Source organism: Acidobacteriota bacterium (assembly GCA_028875725.1).
GTDB lineage: Bacteria > Acidobacteriota > Thermoanaerobaculia > Multivoradales > Multivoraceae > Multivorans.
On the sequence record JAPPCR010000006.1, the window covers coordinates 136,052 to 162,048 of the forward strand.

Below are 25,997 nucleotides of genomic sequence, written 5' to 3' on the forward strand. Positions count from 1 at the left end.
TGGTCAGGAAGCCTCCGTGAGGCATCGCTCCACGAACGGCATCATCGCAGCGACACACTCTGCTGGCATTTCGAGCTGGAGGAGGTGCGTCGTGTCCGGCACGAAGTCGTAGTCGAGGGCCAGGATCTCCCTGAGGTCCACGGTGGGGAGAAACGAGAAAGGCACCGTGGGGTCGGAGCCGACGATCTTCACGGGGCATGAGACGCGGCTCAGGTCCGCTGCTCTCGCCCATCGCGGGCCTTCCAGGGAAACCCTCGCTTCGTACTCTCGCGGGCAGCACAGTTCGTATCCGTCGCCGTCCGCGGCCGGCCGCAGCGTGGCGCGCGCGATGAGTTCGGGCGCTCCGGGGCAGAGAAGCTGGAACCCGGGCGAGCGAAGGACGCGCTCCATGAACTCCTCGAGGCTCGCGAAGCGTTCGCGACGCTTCAGGGCGGCCTGGCCCAGTTGGCCGAGCACTTTGTCCACCTTCTCGACATCCTCGGGCCGGCAGCCTGGCGGGCAGACGACCGGGTCGAAGAGAACCAGGGCCGAGTAGGCCGACTCACGACTGGCTTGGATCAGCGCCGATTGGGCCGAGACGGAGTGGAACACGCCGATCTTCGGCTTGTTGCCTAAGTGGCGGTCGATCGCCTGCGCGATCGTCGCGTGGTCTTCGACGAACGTGCCGACGTGGTGATCTTCGCCGCGGCCGACCGGGTTCCAGCCGTGGTTGCGGAGGTCGAACAGGACGACGTCGAACCTGTCCGTGAGCAGCGACCAGAAGGGGTAGTAGGCGTCGGCGGCGAACCCGTTGCAGTGGCTGATGACGAGCCTGGGGCCCCTGGGGTTGCCGTGCCGCCTGAGAACGATGCGGCTGCCATCGGCCATGTGGGCCTCGGCCGTGGCCAGGGGCTTCGGCACTTCCCAGCGTTTCGGTCGGCTCATGGATCGGGCAGGCGTGGCAAAGGACTCCGGATTCTAGCCATGTGTGCTGTGTGCTAAGTTCGGCACATGAGATTGCACATCGCGCTCGACGACGATCTCGTGGCGGAACTCGACCGGCGTGCCGGCCCCAGGCAGCGTAGCGCCTTCATCGCTGAACTGATCCAACGGGGACTCGACGACGAACGGCGCTGGGACGACATCGAAGCGGCGCTTGGCGGCATCTCCGACACCGGCCACGACTGGGACGACGATCCGGCGGAGTGGGTGCGCCGTCAGCGGCGTGGCGACCGGCGGCGCTCAGGCTGATCTTGAGCCGCCTGCTGCTCGACTCGACCGTACTCATTGACGCTCTCCGAGGCCGCCGGGCGGCTTCGCAGGTGGCGGCCCTGCGCCGCGAAGGCACCGAGCCGTGGGTATGTGTCATCTCGGTGGACGAAGTGTGGCGCGGAATTCGACCCGGCGAGGAGCTGGCGGCGAGGCGGCTGTTCCGGGGCCTTCGTCTCGCTCCCCTGGGCAAGGCCCAAGGCATGATGGCCGGCCGTTGGCGCCGGGAGTTCGCCGAGAGAGGCGTAACCCTGCACCAGGCGGACTGCCTGATCGCCGCGGCTGCCGCTGGGGTGGGAGCCGCGTTGGCCACGGCCAACGTGCGGGACTACCCGATGGCGGCGGTCGAGGTCAGGGAGTGGCCGGCGGGCTAGCTACGATCGATGTGTTCCTGGCCTCAGAACCGGTACCGCAACCCCGCCGACACCCCCACATACCCGATGCCATCGAACCCCAGGTCGCTCGTGAACGGCGTCGTGCCGTCCGCCTGAACGGGTTCGTGGCTCCGGACCACCTTCCACAGGTCGCGTCCGCTGAACTCGTCGAACCGGGTCCATCGCGCCTTGATCGTGAACGATGCGCTGTCGCCCAGGGCGTGTTCCAGACCGGCGATGACCTGGTAGCCGGAGAGGGTGTCGCTGAACTCGCTGTCGAACAGGCTGATCGTGCCGGCGGCCGCCGCTGGACGGTCGGCGAGAGTAAGCGGCGGATCGATGTCCTGGTAGCCCTGTGCGAGCGTCTTGCGCAGGAGGCGGGTGCTGTAGCGGAGGCTCGCGCGGGCCTGGCCGACGCCCAGGCCGACGAAGGGGGTCCAGGACGTGGAGTTGTCGAAGTCCCAATAGGCGTTGACGAAGAGCTCGCGGGAGTCGAAGTCCGAGACGGTCACGCTGGGAGGATCGACGGGACTCCACTCGGACATCTTGTTGTCGAAGGTCGGGTCTCCGGTCGTCGACAGGAAGTAGATCGTGCCGCCGTCGTGCTGCCGGGCCGTGTGCTCCACCTCGACGCGCAGGCTGCCCAGGTCGTATCCGATGCCGAGGCTGCCGGTGAACCGGGAACCCAGGTCGAAACGATTGGTGACGGTGGGCGACGAACCCGGTCCGCTGCACGCGGGGTCGCCGGTCGGCGCCATGGCCGGATCGGCGTAGAGCAGGACGTCGCACCTCGTCGGATGGTCGGCGCCCGAGATGGAGGCCTCCAGAGTGGAGGCGTCCACCAGGCCGGCCTCGAAGGCGACGTAGAAGCCGCGGTCCTGCTGGGCGCCTGCGGCTCCGGCGGCGCCGAGGAGGCAGACGTTGAGAGAAAGGACGAGGAATCGTGGCACGGGTCGGGGGCGATGCGTCGCCAGGTTCGACTGCAGGCTAGCTGTCGAGAGTGACGAAAGGACGATTCTCGCGTGACATGAGGGCGACCTTCGGCCGAAGACGCCCGTTCTGCTACTCCCGCTTGCAGACGAACAACTCGTACTCGCCCGGCTCGATCTCCGAATGGTCGCAGGGCACCGCTTCTGCGTCGAATCCCACGTCGGCCAGGAGGTCGAGCCAGTCGGAGCGGCGGAACAGGCCGGTGACGTGCCGGTCGTGCACGACTTCGACGCTGCCGTCTGCCTTGCGCAGCACGAAGGCGTAGTCCGTCGTGATCATCGTGTCCCCGGGGTCCGGGTCCCAGGTGTTCTCGAGGTAGTGGGCGCTTCTCTCCTCGCCGTCGCAACCGCCGCAGTCTGTACTGGGCTGGAAGTTCTCCCGCAGGTGGTCGGGCGCGAAGAGGGCGGCGCCTCCGGGCCGGCAGTGGACCCAGGCCGTCTCGATGGCGGCTCGCAGGTCCTCGAGCGTCGTCATGTAGTCGATCGCGTCGTGGATGAAGACGCAGTCGAACGTCCGGTCGAGGCGGACCGTTCGCATGTCGCCCTCGATGTGCCGGCACTCGGGGTTGAGGTCCCGGCTCATCGCCAGCATCCCCGGGGACAGGTCGACGAGGGTCATCTCGAAGTGCGCCTTGAGGTGGGAGGCGTTGTGGCCGCCGCCGCTGCCGAGTTCGAGGGCGGTTCCGGGCGTGCCGTCAGAGGCTTCGAGCAGGTGGCGGAGGTAGATGCCGGCTTCTTCCTCGTACTCGTTGGGCGGTGAGATCAGCGGCCACCAGGGCGCGATCTCGGCGTAGAGCTTGGGCAACTTCAGCCCGAGTTCGAGGAGGTCGAGGCGGCGATGATGGCGGGCATGACGGCGGCCGCGGCGACGGCGGCTTGCGCGGCTTCGACGGCGTTGGAGGTGGCCTTGCCGATCAGATCGCCCTTGGTGAGGCTCTTGATGCGCTGCCTGCGGGGCCTCAGTTCCCGGCGGCCGAAGGTCGGGTTGAGCAGCCCCACCGCGTGCGCCAGCGCGGTCAGGACGACCGTCCGGGGCTCGACTTCACGATAGTCGCTGAAAATCGCCGTCCGCAGGCGCTCGATGATCTCCCGCTCCGGGCCCGGGTCGATTTCCGGGAAGACGCGTCGCTTGAAGATGAGGAGGATCTCCTGCTCATCCGCCCTCAGGATGCGGCGGGCGCAGAGTTGTTCGGCGACCCGGTGGTGGAGCTTCTTCATGGAGGAGAAGCGCGTGATCCAGGTCTGGATCGAGGCGCGCCGTTTGGCGTCCCGGATTCTCTTCAGGCACTCGTTGAGGATGGAGTCTTCGGTGCGGCGGACCTCGCGGACCTCGACGAGCTTGCGCCAGCGGCGCGACTCGTCGATGCGGATGCGCTCCCGGAGCAGGAGCTCGGCGGCGATCGCGCCGCCGAGTCCGATGCTCGTGTGGGCGCCGCCCAGGGTGCCCTTCGTGTCGTGCAGGGCGAGAAGCAGCAGCTCTTCGTGGAGGTGGAGGGGGGTGTGGCGCATCGCTTGAGTCTAGAAGGCCTCGCTCCACGGCCGGCTGAGCCGCAGCGCCGAGTTGATCAGGCCGACCATCGAGTAGGTCTGGGGGAAGTTGCCCCAGAGTTCGCCGGTCTCCGGGTCGAGGTCCTCGGAGAGAAGTCCCACCGGGTTGCGGCGTTCGAGCATCTCCTGGAACAGTTCGCGGGCCTCCTCGCGGCGGCCGAGGGCGTTGATCGCGTCGATGTACCAGAAGCTGCAGACGGCGAAGGAAGTGGCCGGGGCGCCGAAGTCGTCCTCCCGGTAGCGGAAGAAGTTGCTGCCGGAGCGCAGCGGCTCGACGGACTCGACCGTGGCCGCGAAGCAGGGGTCGGCGGCGTCGAGGAAGCCCAGGTCGTGGAGCAGGAGCAGGCTGGCGTCGATGCCCTCGCCGTCCAGCGTCGCGGCAAGGCCGCCGCCTTCGGTCTCGGCGTGTCGGAGAACGTGCGAACGGATCGCCTCGGCCCGGTTCGTCCAGTGCCTTTGACGGTCGCTCAGGCCGAGCGCCCTCGCGATGCGGGCCAGGCGGTCGCAGGCGGCCCAGCACATGACGCTGGAAAAGGTGTGGACGGCGCTTCGTTGCCGGAACTCCCAGAGGCCGGCGTCGGGCTGGTCGAACAGGGCCACGGCCTGGTCGCCGAGTTGCTCCAGCCAGCCGAACACGCGGCGGTTGCCGGGCTTGACGAGCCGTCGGTCGAAGAAGCTCTGGGTGACGGAGAGGATCGCGCTGCCGTAGCTGTCGTTCTGGAGCTGACGCCAGGCGTCGTTGCCGACCCGCACCGGCGGCATGCCGCGGTAGCCAGGCAGGCCGCCTATCGTGCGCTCGGTGAGTTCGCGCTCGAACTTGATGCCGTAGACCGGCTGCAGCACGCCGCCCTCGGCGGCCGCGGCGAGGTTCGTGATGTAGCCGAGGTAGCCCTCCATCGTCCGCGTGGCGCCCAGGCGGTTGAGCGCCTGGACGACGAAGTGGGAGTCCCGCAGCCAGCAGAAGCGGTAGTCCCAGTTGCGGCCGCTGTCCGGCGCTTCGGGGATCGACGTGGTCATCGCCGCGAGCACGGCCCCGGTCTCTTCGAAACTGCAGAGCTGGAGCGTGATGGCGGCGCGGATCACCGCCTCCTGCCACTCGAAGGGCACGGCCAGATGGCGCACGAACTCGCGCCACCAGGTCTCCGTCCGGCTCCGGAACTCGCGCGCCACGGAGTCGACGGGCTCGGTCAGGCTCTCGTCCGGCCCTAGCAGCAGGGTGAGCGGCTGCTCCAGGACGAAGGAGATCTCGTCGCTGATCAGGGAGACCGGCGCATCGGTGGTCAAGCGAAGCGTCAGGGCCGGTCCGACGTACCGGACGTGGTTGCTGCCGCGGGTTACCTCGGGGCGACGCGCGCCGTAGTCGAACCGTGGCCGCAGTCGAATTCGGATGCGCGGCTCCCCGGAGAGCCGCTCGATCGTGCGGACAATCATCGTCGGCCGGAAGGAGCGGCCGAACTGCTCGAAGCGAGGCGCGAAGTCTGTGATCCGCACCGCGGCGCCGTTGCCGTCGCGAAGCGTCGTCACCAGGATCGCGGTGTTCTCCAGGTACTGCTGCTCGCTCTCGCGGAACCCCTCGAGCAGGATGTCGAAGAAGCCGCCGGCTTCGGGATCGCCGTCCTCGTCGCCCTTGCCGCCGAGGAGGGAATGGAAGACGGGATCGCCGTCGAAGTGGGGCAGACAGGCCCAGCAGATGCGACCGCGCGGGTCGATCAGCGCCCCGAACCCGCAGTTGCCGATCACGCCGGCGTCGAGCGGCCGCGTGTCACCGCTCGTCATGGGCTCGCCAGCCGCTCGCGCAGCGCCTCCAGCCAGCGGTGCAGCTCCCGCACGCCGCCCAGACCGTGCCTGGCGACGCTTTCGCGGCTGCCGTCCGGCTCCAGGCCGACGACGATGGCGGCGCCGCCGCCGCTCTGGGCGGCGTCGAACCCCTCCTCGTCGGTGATGTCGTCGCCGATGAACACCGGCGCGCGGCCGCGGAACGGCGCTTCGGCCATGAAGTCCTCGACCACCGTCCGCTTGTTCGGGCAGTGAGGCTTGAGTTCGAGCACCATCTTGCCCTCTTGCACACGGTAGCCCGAACCGAGTGCGGCGCGCACCCGCTCCATCGCCTCGCGAGCCGGGGCCTCGGCGGCGGCGGCGCGGCGGTAGTGGAGCGCCAGGGTCGCCGACTTGTCTTCCAGGAGGGTGCCCGGATGCTCGTTGACGAAGCGCTCGAGGTCGCGGCGCGCCGGCTCGAGGGCGGCCGAGCCGTCGCTCCGGCTGACCGCGCCGGCCGCCGACCGCCGCTCCAGGCCGTGCAGGCCCGCTGCCGGAAGGGCCAGCGGCTCGAAGAAGCTGTCGAGGACGTCGAGCGACCGGCCGCTCGCCAGCGCCAAGGCACCATCGAGGCTGTCGCTGAGGCGAGCCAGCAGGCTGGCGACGCCCTCGTCGACATGAACCGCGTCGGGCGCCTCGGCGATCTCGATCAGCGTGCCGTCCACGTCCAGGAACAGGGCCCAGGAGTGTGGCGGCGGCGCGCCGGAGCCGGTTTCCAGGAGGGTCCAGGCGGTGCGTGGCGGATGCGCTCTCTGGTTCACACGGGCCCCCACCGAGATCCCTTACGATACTGGAACCGATGGCCTCCCAGAATGTGCCGGCTGCTCAGCAGTCGGAGCTCGTGATCGTCGCCAACACCCTGCCCGTGCGCCGCGAGGAGGTGGATGGGGAACTGGGCTGGGCGCAGAGCCCCGGCGGCCTGGTCAGCGCCCTGTCGCCGATCGTCCGCGAGGCGGGCGGCTGCTGGGTCGGCTGGACCGGCGGCGCCGACGACGCGCCCGAGCCTTTCCGGCACGAAGGCATTCTGAACGTCGCGGTACCGGTGTCGGAGGCCGAGGTTGCCGGCTCCTACCAGGGCATGTGCAACTCGACCCTGTGGCCGCTCTACCACGACGCGGTCCGGCCGCCCGAGTACCATCGCCACTGGTGGAACCCCTACGTGGCGGTCAACCGGCGCTTTGCCGAGGAGGCGGCTCGCCGCACCGCGCCCGGCGGCCGCGTGTGGATCCAGGACTACCACCTGCAGCTCGTGCCGCGCATGCTGCGCGAGCTGCGGCCGGATGTCAGCTCCGGCTTCTTCCTCCACATTCCGTTCCCGCCGATCGAGCTGTTCCTGCGCCTGCCCTGGCGGCGGGCGGTGCTGGAGGGCCTGCTAGGCGCCGACGTGATCGGCTTCCAGACTCCGGCAGGCGCCTACAACTTCACGCGGCTCGCCGACCGGCTGATCGAGGCGGAACCCCAGGGTGAGACGATCCGCTACCAGGGCCGCGACATCCGCGTCGGCGCCTTTCCGATCTCCATCGACACGGACCGCTACGCGAACGCGGCGCTGGCGCCCGAGATCCGGGAGCGGGCCGAACAGCTTCAGCAGCTTCGCCGCGGCCGCAAGATCATCCTCTCCGTCGACCGCCTCGACTACACGAAGGGCATCGACCTCCGGCTCAAGGCGTTCCTCGAGTGGCTCGGTCGCGAGGACCGGTCGATTCGCGACGCGGTGATGGTCCAGGTCGCGGTGCCGAGCCGCGAGCGGATCTCGGAGTACCAGATCCTGCGGCGCGACGTGGAGGAACTCGTCGGCCAGATCAACGGCGAGTACGGCGAACTCGGGGTCGTGCCGGTGCAGTACTTCCGGCGCAACCTGCCGTTCGAGGAACTCATCGCCTTCTACCTCGTCGCCGACGTCATGCTGGTGACGCCGCTCTGCGACGGCATGAACCTGGTCGCCAAGGAGTACGTCGCCACCCGGCTCGAAGACGACGGCGTGCTGGTGCTCTCCGAGTTCGCGGGCGCGGCGGCGGAACTGCCGGACGCCCTGCTCGTGAATCCCCACGACGTGAACGCGATGGCGGCAACGATCGAGCAGGCGATCACCCTCGACCCGGACGACGGGGCGCGACGGATGAAGGCGATGCGCGAGGTCGTGCGGCGGCATTCCGTGCACGAGTGGGCGGCGCAGTTCATCGAGGCGCTGGCCTGACGCGTATGGAAGGGCAGGGCGTGCGACCGTGAAAGCCGGGCCGCAGTCCGGAGAACGCCCCGTCAGCGATGCCGAAGCGGGGTTCGAGGTAGGCGAGGCTTTCGAACGCTTCTCGCAGAAGGACGACGTCTTCTGCCGTTCGTTCTGGGACCCCGAGGTGAGGACCTCCCGCTCGGACATGTTCTACGAGACGTACCGCACGCCGGAGCTGCGCTGGCGCCCGGTCGACGGGTTCACGCGGCGCGACTACGCGCTGCGCAACGCTTCCTGGCACGTCACCGATCTGTTCGCGGAGCTCCGGGGAGACGCCGACCGTCGCGAGGGCTTCCTCGACCCCTACACGGTGCTCCGGGACGGTCCGGGTCCGCCGGACGAGAGCGATGAACCGGAGGAGGTCCTCGCCGCTCGACTCGCGGCGGATCTCAAGACCGCCGCTCGCGCGTTGGGCGCCGACCTGATCGGCATCACCGGGTACGACGAGCGCTGGGTGTACACCCACGCGTACTCGCGGGAGACCGAGACGGAGAAACCGCAGGAGCTTCCGGGCGAACTCGGGAACGTGGTCGTCGTTGCGCAGGCGATGGACCGGAGTCTCGTGCGGACCGTGCCGTCGGCCCTGAGCGGGACGGCGACGGGGGTCGGCTACAGCAGCGACACGGTGGTGCTGCTCGCGATCGCCCAGTACATCCTGAACATGGGCTACGCGGCGGTGCCAACGATGAACGACACGGCCCTCGCGATCCCGCTCGCGATCAAGGCGGGGCTGGGCGAGTACGGCCGTCACGGTCTTCTGATCACCAGGGAGTTCGGCCCCAGGGTGCGGCTCGGGAAGATCTTCACCGACATGCCCCTGGCGCACGACCGTCCACGGCGCTTCGGCGTGCGCGAGACCTGCGACGTATGCCGCGCGTGTTCGGATGCATGCCCGCCGAAGGCCATCGCGATGGACGCACCGACGGACCGGATCTACAACATCTCCAACATCCGCGGCGTCAGGAAGTGGACGACGGACGCCGAGAAGTGCTTCCGGTTCTGGTCGAACCAGAACACCGACTGCTCGATCTGCGTCAGGGTCTGCCCCTACAACCGGGACTACTCCAGGCGCCTCAGCCGAATCTGGCGGTGGATGGCGGGGACCCGTCTGCGCCGGTTCGCTCTCTGGCTGGACCGACGGAGCGGGCGTGGGCGGAGGGTTGAGCCCCAGACGTGGTGGGGGCGCGCCCTGTCCGGCTGGTAGGCTTGGACATAGCGTCCGGTCGCCGAGCGCAGGAGAACAGGAGGAAAGGCCGAACGGAATAGCGACTCTGCCCGTCCCGTTCGGATCCAATGCCATGTGGATCAAGAAGTACGACCCCGCCCGTTACCTTCCCTCAGACTCCGGGATCGCGCTGCCGAGCCGCGAGCCGACGCCGCGGGACGTCTACATGGACCGGCGCAAGTTCGTGGCCGCGGCCGCGGTCGGCATCGCCGGCGCGTCGCCCCTGGCCGCCCAGTTCCGCCTTCGCCAGCAGGTACCGGCGCCGCCTCCGGCGCCGCCGATCGAGGACAAGCTGAAGCCGGCCCTCAAGAGGCCTGATGTCTACGGCGCCGAGCTCAGCGCGCGGCCCAAGCGGAACACGAAGTTCGCGGGTCCGCCGGCGAGCATCGGCGGCGAACTGACGCCGCGCGAGGCGGCGGGCAGCCACAACAACTTCTACGAGTTCTATCCCGGTCGCGGCGGCCCGGTGTGGAAGTTCGCCGGCAAGTTCACCGTCGAACCGTGGAGTGTCGAAGTCACGGGCCTCTGCGACAACCCGATGACGCTCGATCTCGATGACATCTTCGGCTTTGAGCACGAGGAGCGGCTCTACCACTTCCGCTGCGTCGAGCGCTGGGCGATGAACGTGCCCTGGAGCGGCTTCCCCCTCAGCAAGCTGATCGAGAAGGCGCAACCGAAGTCGTCAGCCAGGCATGTCCGTTTCTTCACTGCTCTCAAGAGGGACCAGATGCCGGGTGTCAGGGAGGCGCACTGGTACGAGTGGCCCTACTTCGAAGCCCTCCGTATGGATGAGGCGATGAACGAACTGGCCTTCGTCGCCACCGGTATCTACGGAGAGCCTCTGGTCAAGCAACATGGTGCGCCGCTGCGACTCGCGGTCCCGTGGAAGTACGGCTACAAGAGCGCGAAGTCGATCGTGAAGATCGAGTTCGTGGCCGAGGAGCCGAAGATCTTCTGGCAGATCCAGCCGCACGAGTATGGCTACCTCTCGAACGTGAACCCGAACATCCCGCACCCGCGCTGGAGTCAGGCGACCTCGCACTGGCTGCACAACAGCCAGCCGTTCGAGACACCGATCTTCAACGGCTACGGCGAGTACGTCTCGAAGCTTTATCCCGACGAGCCGACCACGATGCAGCGCGCGCTGCGGATGGGGCAGGTCGCGCGGTAGCGCCCCTTAGGGCGCTTCGGACGCCTCGGATGCCGACTCGGCGCCCGCCCCATGCCGGGCCGCCTGCACGGCTGCGGCGAAGAGCCCCATGGCGGCGCCGAAGGTCACGACACCTACGAGCCCCACCCAGCCCTCGGCGTTCGCCGGCGTGGCGAGTGCCAGCAGTTCCGCCGTGAAGCCGAAAGGCTCGCCGGCGCGCATCGCCTTGAGCGCCGCCAGGCCGTTGAGCAGCAAGGCGGCGCCGATGGCGCTCAGTGTCCCGAAGGCCACGCCATCCGCGGCTAGCCGAGTCCGGGAACGGGGTGGTAGCGGATCCTGCCGCCGCACGTTGAAGACCGGTTCGCGTTCGGTGGGCTTGACGAAGCGCGAGAGCATGTAAAGGCCGGGGATGCCCAGCGGCATGGTGGCCAGGAAGAAGTTGGTCCAGCCGATTGCATCGACAGTGATCCCTGCGACCGGCCCGGAGAAGATCCGACCGAAGCCGAACAAGGTCGAGAACATCGCGTACTGCGTGGCCGAGAAACGCTTCTGGGTCATGCGAAGGAGCAGGACCGAGAAGGCTCCAGTGCCGAGACCCTGGCAGAGCGTCTCGAACCCCATCGCTCCGTAGAGGAGGAAGGAGTTCCTGGGCACGTTGGCGAGTACGACGTAGCCGAGGTTGGAGAAGATCTGGAGGGAACCGAAGATCCAGAGCGCTCTGCCCAAGCCCAGCACGTTCGTGCCCAGGCCGCCGATGATAGCGCCGCCGATGGTCGCGATCAGGCCGATCGTTCCCAACGCGAAGCCACGGTCGTCGCTCGAGTAGCCCATGTCGACGAGAAACGGGCGAAGCAGGGCGCTGGCCATGTTGTCGGCGAGCTTGAACAGGATGACGAAGGCCAGAATCTCAACTGCACGGTGGCGGGAGAGGAAGCCGAGGAAGGGGAGCCAGACGGCTTCTCGTACGGTCTTCGGCTCAGGCGGCAGATTGCGAGGCTCGGGCGCGAAGAACGTCACGAGAAGCATCGGCAGGTAGAGCGCCGCCAGGCCCGCACAGACGAGGGCCCACGAGGAGCGTCCGGCAAGGGAGATGGCCGCTGCTCCCGCCGCGAACATCCCCACGCGGTAGAGCGCGATGCGCGCGCCGACGGCCGCGCCCTGCTCCTCCTTCTTCAGAACGTCCACGGCGTAGGCGTCGACCGCGATGTCCTGGGATGCTGCCGCCAGCGCCACCGCGAAGGTCAGGGCGAGTACCACGAACGGCGCGTCCGGGTGGCCGCCGACGCCGGCCAGGCCGAGCGTTCCAACAAGCAGACCGACCTGGGCGATCGCCGCCCAGCCCCGGCGTCGCCCCAGGAACGGCGGTGGGAAGCGGTCCATCAGCGGCGCCCAGACCACGTTGAAGGTCCACGGAACCTGCGCCAGCGTGAACAGGCCGACGATGCGAATGTCGACACCGGAATCGCGCATCCAGTCGGGAATCGCGATCCAGACCAGCCCCAGAGGCATCCCCGAGGAGAACGACAGCAGGACGACGGACAACGTTCGCCATGAGCGGACCGCCTGCACCAGGCTCTCGAAGGTGCCGACCCGCTTGGGCGCCTGCTCCTGCTCGGCCATCGGATTCATCCTATGCGTAGTCGTCTATGAATCGGACGAAGACGTCGAACTGGAACCCAGGTCGTGCAGAATCCGTAGTTGAACGTGAGCAGTCTCTTGAGGAGGAACCCAATCGTGACCGCGACAGCCACCCAGTCCCGCCCCCTTCATCGCTCCGGGTCCGATCGCCTGATCGGCGGCGTCTGCGGAGGCGTCGCCGCCTGGCTGGGCTGGAACCCGACGGGCGTCCGTCTGCTCTACATCCTGGTCTCGATCCTCTCGGTCGCTTTTCCCGGGATCATCGTCTACATCCTGCTCTGGATCGTGATGCCGCTCGGCGACTGAGCCGCCAGCTACCGGTCCTCCGGGTTGGTAGGCTGACCGCCCATGGCCCCGGCCGACGCAGCCGACTTTCTCGACGCACTGAAACGGCGCCTCGGTGCCGACCGCGTCCTCACCGGCGCGGCCCCCATGGCGGCCTACGAGTCGGACGCGCTGACCGCCTTCCGGGCCCGTCCGCGGGCGGTCGTCCTCGTCGATTCCGCCGAGGAAGTCGTCGACGTCGTGCGCCTCTGCGCGGCCGCCGAAGTGCCGTTCCTCGCCCGTGGCAGCGGCACCAGCCTGTCCGGCGGTTCCCTGCCGGTCCACGACGGCGTCGTCATCGCGATGAACCGGCTGAACCGGATCCTCGAAGTGGACCCGGTGCGGCGGACGGCGGTCGTCGAGCCCGGCGTCGTCAACCTCACGGTGTCCGAGGCCGCGGAGCCCTACGGCCTCTACTACTCACCGGATCCGTCGAGCCAGTCCGTGTGCACGATCGGCGGCAACCTGGCCTTTAACTCGGGCGGCGCTCACTGCCTGAAGTACGGCATGACGAGCAACCACGTGCTCGGCCTCGAAGTCGTGCTCCCGGACGGCGAAGTGATCGAGATCGGCGGCGACAGCCTGGAGAGCGTCGGCCCGGACCTCGTCGGGCTCTTCGTCGGCTCGGAGGGGCTGTTCGGGATCGCGACGAAGATCACGTTGCGCCTGCTGCCGAAGCCCGAGACCTTCTTCACCCTGCTGGCGGCCTACGACTCACTGGCGGCGGCGGGCGAGGCGGTGGCGGCCGTCGTCGCTTCGGGCCTGCTGCCCGGGGCGATGGAGATCATGGACAACCTCGCGATCGAGGCGGCCGAGGCGGCGGTCGGCGCCGGTTACCCGCTCGATGCCGAGGGCCTTCTGATCGTCGAACTCGAAGGCGAGGAGCAGCAAGTCGCCGCCGAAAGCGAACTGCTGCTGGAAGTCGTCAGGCAATCGAAGCCTTACCTCGAGCACATCGCCAGCGACCCGGACGATCGGATGCGGATCTGGAAGGGCCGCAAGAGCGCCTTCTCGGCGGTGGGGAGACTGAGCCCGGACTACATCGTCCAGGACGGCGTCGTGCCGCGGTCCCGCCTGGGCGAGGCTCTGACGGAGATCCAGCGGCTCGGCGAACGGCACGGGATCCGGGTCGCCAACGTGTTCCATGCCGGCGACGGAAACCTGCACCCGCTGATCCTCTTCGATGGCCGGGTCGAAGGCGAACTGGAGCGCGCCGAGGAACTGGCGGGCGAGATCCTCCGACTCTGCATCGACCTCGGCGGCTCGATCACCGGCGAGCACGGCGTCGGCATGGAGAAGCGCCAGTACCTCGGCGAGATGTTCGGCGACGCCGACCTGGACGCGATGCGCCGCATCCGCCTGGCGATCGACCCCGGCGAGCTGGCGAACCGGGGCAAGATGTTCCCGGACGCCGAGGCGCCGGCGCTGCTGAGCCACGGTCCCCATCCACTGGAGGTGGCGGGAGTCATCTCGCGCGAATGAGGCGCGGCAGCGCGGCCAGTAACGGAGAGCCAGGAGACTTGTGACCGGCGTTGTCCATCAGCCGGGTTCGGCGGCCGAGGTTGCCGAAGCCGTGCGCGGTGCTGAGTTGGTCGTGCCGCGCGGCGGCGGCACGAAGCCGGCGCTGTTGGCGGTGGAGGGCGCCGAAGTGCTCGACCTGTCGGCGCTCACCGGCATCACCGAGTACTTGCCGAGCGAGTACACGGTGACCGCGTTGGCCGGGACGCCGCTCGCCGACATCGCGGCGCGGCTCGCTGCCGAGGGCCAGTACCTGCCGTTCGATCCATTGCTGGTCGACGCCGGCAGCACGGTCGGCGGCGCGGTTGCCGCGGGCGCGAATGGCCCCGGCCGGCTGCGCTACGGCGGCCTGCGGGACTTCCTGCTCGCCGTGGCCTTCGTCGACGGCCGGGGCGAGATCGTTCGCGGCGGCGCCAAGGTGGTGAAGAACGCCGCCGGCTTCGACCTGCCGAAGCTCATGGTCGGCAGCCTGGGACGCCTGGGCATTCTCACCGAGTGCACGTTCAAGGTCTTCCCGCATCCCGAAAGCTGCGCCACCGTGCGCGTCGCCGGTATGGCCTTCGATGAGGCCCTCGAAGCCGCCGGCCGCGTCGGATCCGGCGCCGTCGAGCTCGAGTGCCTCGACCTGATGCACGGCCTGGCCGGTTGGGACCTGGAGATCCGCATCGGAGGCCGCAGCTTCGCCCTGGACGCTCGTCTCAAGCGCGCCGCCGATCTTCTCGACACGGACGTCACCACTCTCTCGAGCGATGCAGACGCGAACCACTGGCGCACCCGCCGCGAGTTCGGCTGGGCTTCGCCGGACGCCTCCGTCCTCAAACTCCCCCTGACGCCGGCCACGGCGGCGGTCCTGGAACAGGTCCTGGCCGACCTCGACGCTTCCCACGTAGCCAGGGTCTATAGCGCCGGCGTCCAGCAGGCTTTCGTCGCCTGGCCCGCGGCGCGCGTAGCCGACCTTCCATCCCTCGACCGTGCCCTCGCACAGTCGAAGCTGACGGCGCTCGCGTTGCGCGCACCGGCCGACGCTTCGAACCAGCCGTTCCTCGGCTACCGCACCGGCGGCGAACTGCTACGCCGCGTCGAGCAAGCCCTCGACCCGGCCGGCCGCTTCAGCCGCTTGGGCTGATCGGAGCCGGCGCTTCGCGCCGGATGCCGGCCAGAAGGCCGGCTCACCGGCAGTCGGCTCTCCTCAGCTCGCCTTCGGCAGCGCCCCCATCACGGCCTTGACCTCGAGGAACTCCTCGAAGCCGAAGTCGCCCCACTCGCGGCCGTTGCCGGACTGCTTGTAGCCGCCGAAGGGGGCGCCGAAGTCGGCGGGGGCGCCGTTGATGTGGACGTTGCCGGCGCGGATGCGGGAGGCCACGCTGCGGGCGTGGTCGAGGTCGCCGGACTGGACGTAGCTCGACAGGCCGTAGACGGTGTCGTTCGCGACCTGGATCGCTTCCTCCTCCGTTTCGTAGGGGAGGATCGAGAGCACGGGGCCGAAGATCTCTTCGCGGGCGATCGTCATCTCGTTGCTGACGCCACCGAACACGGTGGGGCGGACGTAGTAGCCGCTGTCGAGGCCCTCGGGGCGGTCGGTGCCGCCGGTGACGAGCTCGGCGCCTTCCTCGATGCCCTTGGCGATGAGACCCTGGATCTTGTCGTACTGGACCTTGCTGACGACGGGGCCGATGGCGACGCCTTCCTGTCCCGGAGGACCGACGGCGGTCGCTTCGGCGGCCGCCTTGGCGACTTCCAGGGCCCGGGCGTGCGACGCCGCCGGCACGAGCATCCGCGTCGGCGCGTTGCAGGACTGGCCGCTGTTGAGGAAGCACTGTCGGGTGCCCGCCTTGACCGCCTTGTCGATGTCGGCGTCCTCGAGGACGATGTTCGGCGACTTGCCGCCGAGTTCCTGGGCGACCCGCTTGATCGAGTCGGCGGCGGCCTTGGCGACCGCGCGACCGGCGCGGGTGGAGCCGGTGAAAGACATCATGTCGATGCCGGGGTGGGCGGACAGCGCGGCGCCGACCTCGGGTCCTTCGCCGTTGATCAGGTTGAAGACGCCTGGCGGCACGCCGGCGTCGTGGAGGATCTCGGCGAGAAGGATGGCGTTGAGCGGCGCCACCTCGCTCGGCTTGAGGACCATCGTGCAGCCCGCGGCGAGCGCCGGCGCGACCTTGCAGGCGATCTGGTTGATCGGCCAGTTCCAGGGCGTGATCAGGCCGCAGACGCCGACCGGTTCCTTGACGATGTTCGTCGTGCCGCGGGTCTCGACGAAGTCGTAGTCCTTCAGCACGCCAAGGGCGCCCGCGAAGTGGCCGAGGCCGGAGGGCGCCTGGGCGGCCTTGGCGAGCCAGGCCGGGGCGCCCATCTCCATGGAGATCGTCTCCGCCATCTCGCCGATCCGGGCCTTGTAGCCGGCGACGATGCGACCGAGGAGTTCCACGCGTTCTTCCTGGCTGGTCTGTGAGAACGACCCGAAGGCGGCCTGCGCCGCCGCGACGGCCTTGTCGACGTCCGCCGCGCTGCCGAGGCTGATCCGGCCGATCGCTTCTTCCGTCGACGGATCGATCACGTCCATCGTCTTCGGAGTCGCCGGGTCGACCCACTTACCGTTGATGTAGAACTGCAGCGCTTCCTTCATGGGACTCTCTCCGCGTGTGTTGGTTCCTTGGGCCGGTGAGTGTAGCCCGGATGAGGCAGCTACGGGAGCAGCAGGCGGGCGGCCTTTTCCCCGCACTCGGCGCCGACGGCGATCGCCCGGCTCAGGCCGACGCCGTGGAGCGCGTTGCCGGCCAGGTAGAAGCCGTCGATCGAGTCCAGGGTGGCCTCGATTCTGGCCACTCGCCGCGGGTGACCGGGGGTGTACTGCGGGATGGCGTGCGGCCAGCGGGCGACGCTCGTGTAGGTGGGATCGGCGTCCAGGCCTGCTGTCCGGCGTAGCTCGCGGAGAGTCAGCTCGACGAGCTGCGCGTCGCCGAGGTCGGCGGCCTCGGGATCTACGCTGCCGCCGAACATCGAGCGGGTCAGAAACGTGCCATCCGGGCCGCGGCCCCGGAACGTAGCGGTTTCGTACTGGCAGCCGAGCATGCGAACTCCCTCGCCGCGGGCGACGAGGAAGCCGTAGGCCGGCTCGATGTGGGCCGCGGCGGCGGCCGTGAAGGCGGTATGGACGACGGCCATCGGCGGCGACTCGATCTGCCGGAGCCCGGCCGCGGCCTCCGCCGAGACGCCGTCGACGAGATCGGCGGCCCAGGGCAGGTCGGCTGCGACGACGACTGCATCTCCAGTGACTTCGTCGCCGGACGAAGCGACCCTGAAGCCGCTGCCGCGCCGCTCGATCGCGGTGACCCGCCGGTTGCAGCGGACTTCGATTCCCGGAAGAGCGGCGACGGCGTGCGGAAGGGCCTGGATGCCGCGGCGAATAGTCCGGTGCCCCGGTGGCGGTAGGCCGCGCTTCCGGCCGGCGCGCATCGCCTTGAACAGGGAACCGTAGGCCCGTTCCATCGCGACCAGGCGCGGAAACGCGGCCGCCGCCGAGAGCTTCCGCGCGTCGCCGGCGAAGATGCCGAGGACGACGGGCGAGATGAGGCGCCGGGCCGCCTGCCGCCCCATGCGGCGGGCGGCGAAGTCGTATAGCGACTCGTCTTCGCCGGCGCTGCCTTCCGCTTCGCCGTCGTGCCGACTCCGCACCAGGGGTTCCATCGCCAGCCGCGCCAGGCCGAGCGGTCCCAGCAGGCCGCTCCTGGCGAAGCCCAGCGGGCTGCGCTGCAGCAACCGCAGCCTGCCGCCCCGGTAGATGTAGCGGCGGTTCGCGGCCGGTTCCGGCGCCAGCACTTCGTCCTCGAGGCCGCAGGCGTCGACCATCTCCCGCACGACCGGCTGATCGTCGAGGAAGCCTTGGGGCCCGGTCTCGAGCAGGAAGCCGCCGGCCTGCTCGGTCCGCGCCTTGCCGCCGACTTCGCCGTCCGCCTCGAGCACGAGGATCCCGATCTCGCCGCCGACGCGCTCCGCTTCGACGGACGCCTTCCAGGCGGCGGCCAGTCCGGAAGGTCCGCCGCCGACGACGACCAGGCGGCAGGCCGCCGGCTGTTCGCTCAAGCGTCCTCCGCCTCGGCGTGGACGGCCTCGACCAGGGCCTGCACCGCCTGAAGCGGAGTTTCCGGCAGCACGCCGTGTCCCAGGTTCACGATGTGGCCACGTCGCGGCAGGCTGGCGAGCAGGAGTCCGGTCTCGCGCCGGACCGCCTGTTCGCCGGCCATGAGCGCGGCGGGGTCCAGGTTGCCCTGCAGGCAAAGGTCCGGCCGCCGCCGGCGCAGCGCTCCGACGTCGGTGCGCCAGTCGACGCCGAGCGCCTCGCAGGGCAGGCCCGCGTAGTCGTCCACCAACTGGGGCGCGGCGTGGAGGAAGAGGATTCTGGGGACGCCGGCGTCGCCGAGCCGCCGCAGCAGCCGATCGAGGTGCGGCCGAATCCTCAGACGCCATTCGGCGCGCGGGAAGAGGCCGGCCCAGGAGTCGAAGACCTGTACCGCGTCGGCGCCGGCCCGATGCTGGCTGAGGAGGTAACGGGCGCAGAGCCGGCCGAGTCGGTCGAGCAGGGCGTCGAAAGCCGCCGGCTCCTGGTAGGCGAACGCCCGCAGCCGGGGGAAGTCGCGGATGCCGCGACCCTCGACGAGGTAGGCCGCGAGGGTCAACGGAGCGCCCGCGAAGCCGAGCAGTGCCGTCTCCGGGACGAGCTCGGATCGCACGATCCGCTGGGTGGCGGCGACTTCCGGGGCGATCGCGGCTTCGTCGAGGTCGTCGGGATCGGGCAGGGCGGCGACGTCCCGCGCGCCGCGGATCGGCTCAGCGATCACCGGCCCCGGATCGAAGCGGAAGTCGACGCCGAGGGCCGGCATGGGCGACATGATGTCCGCGAACGTGATCGCGGCGTCGAAGGGGAAGCGCCGGAGCGGCATCAGGGTGACTTCGGCCGCCAGTTCCGGGTCGCGTGCGAGGCCGGCGAAACCGTGGCGCTCCTTGAGTGCCCGGTACTCGGGCAGGATGCGTCCGGCCTGACGCATCATCCACAGCGGCCGCCGCGGCGTTTCCTCGAATCGAAGGGTGCGCAGCAGCAGGGGTTCGGCCGGCGGGGCGGTGGCGGCGGCCGGGGCGGCAGCAGGCCCGGCCGCGGTCGTCGGCAGGGCGTTCACTCGCCGGCCGTCCAGCGGGTCGATGGCTCGGAGCGCCTGTCGGCACGCCGCTGTTCGAGCAGCTCCGGCGCCGCGGCGGCGAGGAAGGCGTCGACGCCGTCCTGACCGATCTCGATCGCCACCGCGCGCAGCCCCACGACCGGCAGGTGGCTCAGGCGCTTCGCCATCACGGCAGTCCACTCCCGGAGCGCTTCCCGTTCCGCCTCCGAGAGGCCCGCGAGATCGCTCTGCAGCAGGCGGTCCAGGTTCGCGCCCAGCGAATCCTGGTACTTGGCGCCGATCGCCCGGATCGCGCCGGCGACGGACCTGGTGGCCATCGCTTCGCGGTAGGCGTCGAGTTCCTCGTCGATCAGCACGCGGGCTTCAGCAGTGCGCCCGCGCCGGTCGCGGAGGGTCTTCTGGGCCAGTTCATTGATCTGGTCCATGCCGATCCGCTTCAGACCCGCGACGCGGGCGTCGCCTGGAGCGACATCGGCCGGGATCGCCATGTCGATCACCAGCGGTGAGGCGCCGTACCGGGCGTCGCCGGTCACGGCCAGGACCGACAGGCACCGCCGATCGACCACCGGTCCCGGGGCGCCGGTCGAAAACAGTGCCGCGGTGACCGGCGGCGGCTCGGACCGGAACCGGTCGAGGCTCATCGTTTCGACGGTGGGAGCGGAGCCGTTCGACGGGAGGGCCCCGCCCGTCCGCTCGGCGAGCCCGTCCGCCTTCGAAAGGGTCCGATTGACGAGGACGAGAGGGACGCCACGGGAGCGCAGCCGCTCCGTACACGTCTCGGTCATCGCCGCGACGCCGACCAGCGCCACCGGCCCCGGATGCTCCGCGGCGCGCTCGGTCAACAGGTCGGCCGCAATCTCCGACAGCGACGTGCGTCCGGCGCCGACGCCGGTCTCCCGGTGGACCCGCTTGCCGGCCCGAAGCGCCGACTCGACCACGCGCCGCAACTCCGGGTCGACCGTGCCGCTGGCCGTCGCCTCCTCGAGCGCGTCGCGCAACTGCCCGCGAATCTCCCGCTCTCCCGGTTGGGCCGAGTCCAGACCGGCCGCTACCAGGTACAGGTGCTCGACCGCCCCTTCCCCTTCCCAGCTCCGGAAGACTCGCCGCGCCGCCCCCGCGCCGGCCACCAGCCGCAACAGCTCCCGCCGACACGATGCGAGCGTCGCTCCCGGCTCCGCCGAGAAGACGAACGCCACCCGGTTGCACGTAGCGAGATAGATCAGGCCCTGAGCGCCGATCCGCTGCTTCAGCCGCCGCATCTCGGCGGCTCGCCGCTCATCCGGCACGGTGTACTGAGCGATCTCCTCGGCGCTCGCATACCGCCAGGTCACCGCGACGACGCAACAGTTGTCCATCGGGCGATTCTGACTCAGTTCCGCGCGCGCATTGTCACAGGCCTGTCAGCCGCCGCGCCACTCGCGGGTGTTGCGGAGGATCAAGTCGGTCAGCGCGTCGAGATGGTCGGGGCGGTCGTTCAGGCAGGGGATGTAACGGAGGCGTTCGCCGCCGGACTCTTCGAAGTAGCCGCGGTTCTCGACCTCGATCTCTTCGAGCGTCTCGATGCAGTCGGCGGAGAAGCCGGGGCAGGCGACATCGACGCGGCGGTCGCCGGCTCGGGCGAGCTCACGAAGCGTTTCGTCCGTCTTGGGGAGGATCCACTGCTCCCGGCCGAACTGGGACTGAAAGGTGCTGAGGACACGATCTTCCTCTACGCCGAGCTCCGCCACGAGCAGCCGCGTCGTCTCCAGGCATTGGCACTGGTAGGGGTCTCCCTGGTCCACGTAACGCTGCGGCACGCCGTGGTACGAGAGGACGAGCTTGTCCGGCTGATCCTCTCGCCATGTTTCGCGGATGCTGGCGGCCAACGCCCGGATGTAGCCGGGTTCGCCGTGGTAGCTGTTGATCGTGCGGATCTCGGGTACGCGGCGCCAGGACCGCGCCTCGCGATGCAGGACGTCGAGCGCCGAGGCGGTGGTTGCCGCCGCGTACTGCGGAAACAGCGGCAGGAAGAGGATTCGCTCGGCGCCAGCGCTCCTCACCTCAGCTAGCGCCTTTTCGATGGACGGTTCGCCGTAGCGCATGCCGACGGCGACGTGGAACCGCGGCTCGCCACCGCTACGGGCCTCCGCGAGCCGGGCCGCGATGCCGGCAGCCTGGCGGCGTGAGATGGCGAGAAGGGGCGAACCATCATCGGTCCAGATCCTCGCGTAGAGCCTGGCTACGCGCTGCGGTCGCGTCGTCAACACGAAGAGGTAGAGAATTGGCAGCCACTTCCAGGGCGGCTGCTCGGCGATGCGCGTGTCGCTCAGGAACTGACGCAGGTAGGTGCGGAGCGCCGGCGCCGTCGGCGCTGCTGGCGTGCCGACGTTGGCGAGGACGACTCCTAGGGCGCGTCGGTCCGCTGAACAGACGCCGCAGGAATCGCTGCGACCCAGGAGGCAGCAGGCGGGCTCGGCCGAGACGGAAGGTTCAGGTCGATAGGGCACGTGGTCTCAGGGTCCTTCCGGATGGCGAGGGTCGGACGCCGAAATCCAGTCGCGACGGACCAGGAACTCCGAGGCGAGACGGGCTTCGGGGGATCCGGCTTCGGGCGCGTAGTCGTAACGCCAGGCCGCCAGCGGCGGCAGCGACGCGAGAATCGACTCGGTGCGCGCCCGCGCCTGCAGTCCGTAGCGGGTGCCGCGGTCGTACACGAGGTTGAACTCCACGTACCGCCCCCGGCGGTAGAGCTGGAAACCGCGTTCGCGCTCGCCGTACTGCAGGTCCTTGCGACGCTCGAGGATCGGCAGATAGGCGGGCAGGAAGTGGTCGCCGATGCTGCGTCCAAAGGCGAAGCAGCGTCCGAACGGGTCGAGTTCGGAGGGCCGCTCGAGACGGTTCAGGTCGTCGAAGAACAGGCCGCCGACGCCGCGCATCTCCTGCCGGTGGGGAAGGTAGAAGTAGTCGTCGCAAGCGGCCTTGTAGCGGGTGTAAAGGTCGTCGCCGAACGGCGCGCAGGCTCGAGCCGCGGTGCGATGCCAGTGGACCGCGTCCTCCTCGAAGCCGTAGTACGGGGTCAGGTCGAAGCCGCCGCCGAACCACCAGCCTTCCTCCTCCTCGGCCCCCGTTTCTCCTGGCGAGTTGCCTTCCGGTGAATGGGCGATGAAGAAGCGGATGTTGGCGTGGCTGGTCGGAGCGTAGGGGTTGCGCGGATGGACGATCAGGGAGACCGAGGTCGCTTCGAAGCTCCTGCCGGCGAGTTCCGGCCGCCGTTCCGTCGCCGCCAGAGGTAGCGAGTCGCCGCGGGAGTGGCTGAAGTTGACCGCCGCCTTCTCGATCACCTCGCCGTCGGTCAGAACCCGCGGCCGCGCGACGCCGCCGCGCTCGCCGCGTAGCTCGCGGGCGTCGAAGGCGGCGCCATCGACCTCGACCAGGGCGTCGCAGATCCGGTCCTGCAGCTCCCGGAAGTAGCTGGCGACGGCTTCGGCGCCGGGCTGGTCCGTCGCTGGCGGAGACGTCACGGCGCCGGGATCTCCGCCAGCGTCTCGCCGACCGCGCCGGCGAAGCCGGTCAGCGCGTCCCCGTCGTGCGCCAGCGACAGGAAGCCGACCTCGAACGCGGACGGGGCGAGCATGTAGCCGCGGTCGAGCAGCCCGCGGTGGAGGAGGCCGAAGACCTCGGCGGTGTTCGGGTGGAAGCGGTCGGCCCGGCGCGGTGGTTCGCCGTCGCCGTAGGCGAGCCAGAAGATCGAGCCGCAGCGGACGAGCCGGTAGGGCTGGGCGCTCGCCTCGAGGACGGGGCCCAGCCCGCGCTCGAGCAGCGAGCCGAGGTCTTCCATCCGCTTCCATCCGTCGCCGGTTTGCAGTGCGCGCAGCGTGGCGAGTCCGCCGGCGACGGCGAGCGGATTCCCGGACAGGGTGCCGGCCTGGTAGACGGGTCCGAGGGGCGAAAGCTGGTCCATCAACCGTGCCGGCCCGCCGTAGGCGCCGACCGGCAGCCCGCCGCCGATCACCTTGCCGAGGGTGACGAGATCGGGCTCGATGCCGAGCTGAGCGCCGACGGTGACTCCGGGGACCCGGAAGCCGCTCAAGACTTCGTCGAAGATGAGGAGCGCGCCGTGCTCCGTGCACAGGCGGCGCAGACGGTGGAGATACTCCGGCCGTTGAACCAGGAGGCCGTTGTTCGCTGGCAGCGGCTCGATGATCGCGGCGGCGAGCTTCTCCCCGTGGCGCCGGAAAGCCTGCTCGAGCGCCTCGTCGTCGTCGAGCGGCAGGACGATCGTGTCGCGGGCCGTCGCCGCGGGGATGCCGGCGCTCGAGGCGATTCCGAAGGTGGCGAGACCGCTCCCGGCTTCGACCAGCAGTGCGTCGACGTGACCGTGGTAGCAGCCTTCGAACTTGAGCACCAGGTCGCGGCCGGTGCAGCCGCGGGCGAGCCGGATCGCCGACTGGGTCGCCTCGGTGCCGGAGTTGACGAAGCGGATCTTCTCGATGACCGGCACGAGTTCCTTGACCATCCGCGCCAGCTCGACCTCGCCCTCGTGAGGTGCGGCGAAGGAGGTGCCGCGGGCTGCCGCCTCGCGCACGGCTTCGACCACGGCCGGGTGGCTGTGTCCCAGCACCAGGGGTCCGAAGGAACCAACGAAGTCGACGTAGCTCGTGCCGTCGACCGAGCGCATGACCGCTCCTTCGGCCTCGGCGATGAAGGGCGGCGTGCCGCCGACGGCGCGGTATGCCCGCACGGGGCTGTTCACGCCGCCGACCAGGTGGCGCTGCGCCTCCGTCCAGAGGTCCTCGCTGCATCGTCCGGCGCTCATTCAGTTTCCCTCGGGTCGGCGCCCACTTCGTCGAGCCACAGGCGTTCGATGCCGGCGGCGGTCGGTTCCTGTGCGCACTTCACGTTGCCGGCTCCGGTGCTCCGCAGCGCCGCGGCTGTGGCGGCTCCGATCGCCCAGCAGCTGCCCGGCCAGTCCAGGCCGGACGCTGCGAAGGCGGAAACCGCCGATGGAGCAGTGAAGAGTACGCGGGCGTGGGCCGCTTGCCAACCTTGCGGCCAGTCGAGCTCGTCGTTCGGATGCACGGTGTAGGCCGCCCAGGCAGGAACCTGGCGGCCCGCCGCCTGGAGCGCCTCGACGAGCGTCGCGCCGCCGCGGGCGGAATGCGGCACGAACAGCGGGCAACGGGGGTCGAGCACCCGCGCCGCGTAGCGGGCGAACTCCTCGCCACCGGAGGCCCGCGCGGCCAGGTTCGGCGGCACACCGGCCGCGAGCAGGGCGCGGGCGGTGCCTTCGCCCAGCGCGCACCACGGCAGCCGGCCCCAGGCCGGCTCGCGCGCGGCGCGCTCCGCCACGACGCGTGCGGCGTTCGGCGAAGAGACGAGCAGCCAGGGCCACTGACGTCGCGGGCGGTTCAGGTCGATGCGGTCTGCCGGCCAGGGGGTGTCGAAGACCTCGACGGTGGTCGCCGGCAGAGCCGCGACGCCCACGCCTGGCGGCAGCCGCTTCGTCAGGCGCCGAACGGTCGTTGGGCCGGAAGTCACGATGAGATCCGGCGTCTCCGCACTGGGTGCGCGGGTCTTCCGGCCCGCAGAGAACAGCGCGCCGGCCGTCAGGCCGGCACCTAGCTCCGCCAATCCCCGCTCGATCCGCTCAGCCAGGGCGTCGAGATCGACCGCGCCGTCCGCTGCTGAAACCGCTGCGCCGACGGCCCGCGGCGCCTCACCGACCGCGGCAGGTTCCCGCCAATCGTCGGCCGCGATCAAGGCATGGACCTCCTGCAGCACCGGCCCCTCCGGGCCGGCGGCGCGTGCGTCCGCCCAGGCTCCGAACGGTCGGAGACAGCCACCGCCGAGCCGGCCAAGCAGGGAGCGCTCCGCGAAGGCGGCGGCGCGGCTCGGAGGGTGGTCGAGCGCTGCCATCGCCGCGTGTCCGTCGAGCCGGCCGCCGCGCAGGATCTGCACCGCCAGTGCGCCCTGACCGGGCGCGCAGGGCCAGGAGCGAAGGTCCAGCCGGAAACCCCGGATGGCGGCGGCCGGAGCTTCGAGCTCGCCGTTTCGGGCCAGGCGCAGGACACCCGCCTCCGCCGCCAGCAGGGCCTCGATCGCATCGCTCTGAAGCCACTCCAGCCGGCGCCCCACCGAGCCGCGGACGGCGCAGCAGACGAGGTCTGGCCGAATCGCCAGCGCTCCGGCCTGGCGCCGCGGGGACGAAGTGCCCAGGCGCGCTCCAGCCGAGAGCGGCCCGAACGCGTCGCGGGCCGGCCTGGCCTGCTCCTCCAGGGCGTCGTCGCCGTGATCGACCAGCTCCGCGAGCGTCGGCGCCCCTTCGCTCGCCTCGTTCGCTTCGGAATCCGGCGCGAACAGCAGCAGATCGAACGGCCGCTCCCGCTCCGGCACCGCCGCGATCACCAGGTCGGGCTCGTCCTCCACCGGCAGGTCCTTCAGCGAATGGACGACGAGATCAACGGTGCCGTCGCGCAGGGCCGCGGTCAGCTCACCGGTGAACACGCCCTTGGCTTGGGCGAAGCTGCCGCCGAGGCTGCGGTCGCCCTGGGAGGACATGGCTCGCACCACCGTGTCCACGCCGAGTTCGCCGAGCCGCCGGGCGACAAGGTCGGCCTGGATCCGCGCCAGCGGCGTTGCCCTGGTGCCGATGACGATCGGGGCCATGGGACGGGGATTCTACGAAGCCACGGTCCCGTGCAACGGCCCGGAACCCTGGAATAGAGTCGATTCTCGGTCCCGCTGTCTGCCGCCTGGAGGCGACCGGGGCCTGGAACCGATTGGGA

23 protein-coding genes are annotated in these 25,997 nt (G+C 69.9%); 8 read left to right on the top strand and 15 right to left on the bottom strand.

Annotated features, from left to right (window positions below):
- Positions 1 to 3 precede the first annotated feature (3 nt).
- Positions 4 to 924 (bottom strand): alpha/beta hydrolase, encoded by a 921-nt coding sequence (locus OXI49_02660; GenBank protein ID MDE2689384.1) that lies wholly within the window; start codon positions 922 to 924, stop codon positions 4 to 6.
- A gap of 66 nt (positions 925 to 990) precedes the next feature.
- Here OXI49_02660 and OXI49_02665 point away from each other — a divergent pair, with 66 nt between their 5' ends.
- Positions 991 to 1,230 (top strand): hypothetical protein, encoded by a 240-nt coding sequence (locus OXI49_02665; GenBank protein MDE2689385.1) that lies wholly within the window; start codon positions 991 to 993, stop codon positions 1,228 to 1,230.
- A 2-nt stretch (positions 1,231 to 1,232) separates the two neighbouring features.
- A complete protein-coding gene (locus OXI49_02670; GenBank protein MDE2689386.1) occupies positions 1,233 to 1,622 on the top strand; it encodes a PIN domain-containing protein in 390 nt (129 codons plus the stop codon).
- Positions 1,623 to 1,645: 23 nt separating this feature from the next.
- Here the strand turns inward: OXI49_02670 and OXI49_02675 are convergent, their stop codons facing one another.
- The 5 genes from OXI49_02675 to otsB all read right to left on the bottom strand — a co-directional run bounded on the left by OXI49_02675 (position 1,646) and on the right by otsB (position 6,735).
- Positions 1,646 to 2,572 carry an outer membrane beta-barrel protein gene (locus OXI49_02675; GenBank protein ID MDE2689387.1) on the bottom strand — a complete coding sequence of 309 codons (927 nt, stop codon included), beginning with the start codon at positions 2,570 to 2,572 and terminating at the stop codon, positions 1,646 to 1,648.
- 112 nt (positions 2,573 to 2,684) lie between these two features.
- The gene (locus OXI49_02680) at positions 2,685 to 3,416 is read right to left on the bottom strand and encodes a class I SAM-dependent methyltransferase (GenBank protein ID MDE2689388.1); all 732 of its coding nucleotides are present in this window, start codon (positions 3,414 to 3,416) and stop codon (positions 2,685 to 2,687) included.
- A gap of 2 nt (positions 3,417 to 3,418) precedes the next feature.
- Positions 3,419 to 4,120 (bottom strand): GPP34 family phosphoprotein, encoded by a 702-nt coding sequence (locus OXI49_02685; protein ID MDE2689389.1) that lies wholly within the window; start codon positions 4,118 to 4,120, stop codon positions 3,419 to 3,421.
- Between the two features lie 9 nt (positions 4,121 to 4,129).
- Complete coding sequence (locus OXI49_02690; protein MDE2689390.1) at positions 4,130 to 5,935, bottom strand: glycoside hydrolase family 15 protein; 1,806 nt, start codon at positions 5,933 to 5,935, stop codon at positions 4,130 to 4,132.
- A complete protein-coding gene (gene otsB, locus OXI49_02695; GenBank protein ID MDE2689391.1) occupies positions 5,932 to 6,735 on the bottom strand; it encodes a trehalose-phosphatase in 804 nt (267 codons plus the stop codon). The genes OXI49_02690 and otsB overlap by 4 nt, the downstream gene beginning before the upstream one ends.
- Before the next feature lie 38 nt (positions 6,736 to 6,773).
- Between otsB and OXI49_02700 the strand changes: the two genes are divergently transcribed.
- From OXI49_02700 to msrP, 3 genes are all read left to right on the top strand, one after another.
- Positions 6,774 to 8,171 carry a trehalose-6-phosphate synthase gene (locus tag OXI49_02700; protein ID MDE2689392.1) on the top strand — a complete coding sequence of 466 codons (1,398 nt, stop codon included), beginning with the start codon at positions 6,774 to 6,776 and terminating at the stop codon, positions 8,169 to 8,171.
- 28 nt (positions 8,172 to 8,199) lie between these two features.
- Complete coding sequence (locus OXI49_02705) at positions 8,200 to 9,408, top strand: 4Fe-4S dicluster domain-containing protein (protein MDE2689393.1); 1,209 nt, start codon at positions 8,200 to 8,202, stop codon at positions 9,406 to 9,408.
- A 94-nt stretch (positions 9,409 to 9,502) separates the two neighbouring features.
- Positions 9,503 to 10,600, top strand: coding sequence for a protein-methionine-sulfoxide reductase catalytic subunit MsrP (gene msrP, locus OXI49_02710; GenBank protein MDE2689394.1), 1,098 nt, complete (start codon positions 9,503 to 9,505; stop codon positions 10,598 to 10,600).
- Positions 10,601 to 10,606: 6 nt separating this feature from the next.
- Here msrP and OXI49_02715 read toward each other — a convergent pair whose 3' ends face one another.
- On the bottom strand, positions 10,607 to 12,199 hold the full coding sequence (locus OXI49_02715; protein ID MDE2689395.1) for an MFS transporter: 1,593 nt from the start codon (positions 12,197 to 12,199) through the stop codon (positions 10,607 to 10,609).
- Positions 12,200 to 12,313: 114 nt separating this feature from the next.
- Between OXI49_02715 and OXI49_02720 the strand changes: the two genes are divergently transcribed.
- Genes OXI49_02720 through OXI49_02730 form a run of 3 tightly spaced genes read left to right on the top strand, consistent with a single transcriptional unit; the run spans position 12,314 to position 15,185 of the window.
- Entirely contained in the window at positions 12,314 to 12,523 is a 210-nt protein-coding gene (locus tag OXI49_02720; protein ID MDE2689396.1) for a PspC domain-containing protein, read from the top strand.
- Positions 12,524 to 12,565: 42 nt separating this feature from the next.
- On the top strand, positions 12,566 to 14,023 hold the full coding sequence (locus OXI49_02725) for an FAD-binding protein (GenBank protein MDE2689397.1): 1,458 nt from the start codon (positions 12,566 to 12,568) through the stop codon (positions 14,021 to 14,023).
- Between the two features lie 40 nt (positions 14,024 to 14,063).
- The gene (locus tag OXI49_02730; protein MDE2689398.1) at positions 14,064 to 15,185 is read left to right on the top strand and encodes an FAD-binding protein; all 1,122 of its coding nucleotides are present in this window, start codon (positions 14,064 to 14,066) and stop codon (positions 15,183 to 15,185) included.
- A 63-nt stretch (positions 15,186 to 15,248) separates the two neighbouring features.
- Here the strand turns inward: OXI49_02730 and OXI49_02735 are convergent, their stop codons facing one another.
- Genes OXI49_02735 through OXI49_02770 form a run of 8 tightly spaced genes read right to left on the bottom strand, consistent with a single transcriptional unit; the run spans position 15,249 to position 25,878 of the window.
- Complete coding sequence (locus OXI49_02735; protein MDE2689399.1) at positions 15,249 to 16,685, bottom strand: aldehyde dehydrogenase family protein; 1,437 nt, start codon at positions 16,683 to 16,685, stop codon at positions 15,249 to 15,251.
- Between the two features lie 59 nt (positions 16,686 to 16,744).
- On the bottom strand, positions 16,745 to 18,142 hold the full coding sequence (gene hemG, locus OXI49_02740; protein ID MDE2689400.1) for a protoporphyrinogen oxidase: 1,398 nt from the start codon (positions 18,140 to 18,142) through the stop codon (positions 16,745 to 16,747).
- Positions 18,139 to 19,233 (bottom strand): uroporphyrinogen decarboxylase, encoded by a 1,095-nt coding sequence (hemE, locus tag OXI49_02745; GenBank protein ID MDE2689401.1) that lies wholly within the window; start codon positions 19,231 to 19,233, stop codon positions 18,139 to 18,141. Before hemE ends, hemG begins: the two co-directional genes overlap by 4 nt.
- Entirely contained in the window at positions 19,230 to 20,588 is a 1,359-nt protein-coding gene (locus OXI49_02750) for a hypothetical protein (GenBank protein ID MDE2689402.1), read from the bottom strand. Before OXI49_02750 ends, hemE begins: the two co-directional genes overlap by 4 nt.
- 45 nt (positions 20,589 to 20,633) lie before the next feature.
- A complete protein-coding gene (hemH, locus tag OXI49_02755; GenBank protein ID MDE2689403.1) occupies positions 20,634 to 21,719 on the bottom strand; it encodes a ferrochelatase in 1,086 nt (361 codons plus the stop codon).
- Between the two features lie 6 nt (positions 21,720 to 21,725).
- Positions 21,726 to 22,733 carry an oxygen-dependent coproporphyrinogen oxidase gene (hemF, locus tag OXI49_02760; GenBank protein ID MDE2689404.1) on the bottom strand — a complete coding sequence of 336 codons (1,008 nt, stop codon included), beginning with the start codon at positions 22,731 to 22,733 and terminating at the stop codon, positions 21,726 to 21,728.
- Positions 22,730 to 24,028 carry a glutamate-1-semialdehyde 2,1-aminomutase gene (locus OXI49_02765; GenBank protein MDE2689405.1) on the bottom strand — a complete coding sequence of 433 codons (1,299 nt, stop codon included), beginning with the start codon at positions 24,026 to 24,028 and terminating at the stop codon, positions 22,730 to 22,732. The genes hemF and OXI49_02765 overlap by 4 nt, the downstream gene beginning before the upstream one ends.
- Positions 24,025 to 25,878 (bottom strand): uroporphyrinogen-III synthase, encoded by a 1,854-nt coding sequence (locus OXI49_02770; GenBank protein MDE2689406.1) that lies wholly within the window; start codon positions 25,876 to 25,878, stop codon positions 24,025 to 24,027. The genes OXI49_02765 and OXI49_02770 overlap by 4 nt, the downstream gene beginning before the upstream one ends.
- Positions 25,879 to 25,997: the final 119 nt, after the last annotated feature.

Excerpts from the sequence above, each read along its gene's own strand:
- OXI49_02750 (MDE2689402.1), bottom strand. The coding sequence starts at position 20,588 with ATGGACAACTGTTGCGTCGTCGCGGTGACCTGGCGGTATGCGAGCGCC.
- OXI49_02765 (MDE2689405.1), bottom strand. The coding sequence starts at position 24,028 with ATGAGCGCCGGACGATGCAGCGAGGACCTCTGGACGGAGGCGCAGCGC.
- OXI49_02770 (MDE2689406.1), bottom strand. The coding sequence starts at position 25,878 with ATGGCCCCGATCGTCATCGGCACCAGGGCAACGCCGCTGGCGCGGATC.
- OXI49_02685 (MDE2689389.1), bottom strand. The coding sequence starts at position 4,120 with ATGCGCCACACCCCCCTCCACCTCCACGAAGAGCTGCTGCTTCTCGCC.
- OXI49_02690 (MDE2689390.1), bottom strand. The coding sequence starts at position 5,935 with ATGACGAGCGGTGACACGCGGCCGCTCGACGCCGGCGTGATCGGCAAC.
- OXI49_02735 (MDE2689399.1), bottom strand. The coding sequence starts at position 16,685 with ATGAAGGAAGCGCTGCAGTTCTACATCAACGGTAAGTGGGTCGACCCG.
- OXI49_02725 (MDE2689397.1), top strand. The coding sequence starts at position 12,566 with ATGGCCCCGGCCGACGCAGCCGACTTTCTCGACGCACTGAAACGGCGC.
- OXI49_02665 (MDE2689385.1), top strand. The coding sequence starts at position 991 with ATGAGATTGCACATCGCGCTCGACGACGATCTCGTGGCGGAACTCGAC.
- OXI49_02700 (MDE2689392.1), top strand. The coding sequence starts at position 6,774 with ATGGCCTCCCAGAATGTGCCGGCTGCTCAGCAGTCGGAGCTCGTGATC.
- msrP (MDE2689394.1), top strand. The coding sequence starts at position 9,503 with ATGTGGATCAAGAAGTACGACCCCGCCCGTTACCTTCCCTCAGACTCC.
- OXI49_02715 (MDE2689395.1), bottom strand. The coding sequence starts at position 12,199 with ATGGCCGAGCAGGAGCAGGCGCCCAAGCGGGTCGGCACCTTCGAGAGC.
- OXI49_02660 (MDE2689384.1), bottom strand. The coding sequence starts at position 924 with ATGAGCCGACCGAAACGCTGGGAAGTGCCGAAGCCCCTGGCCACGGCC.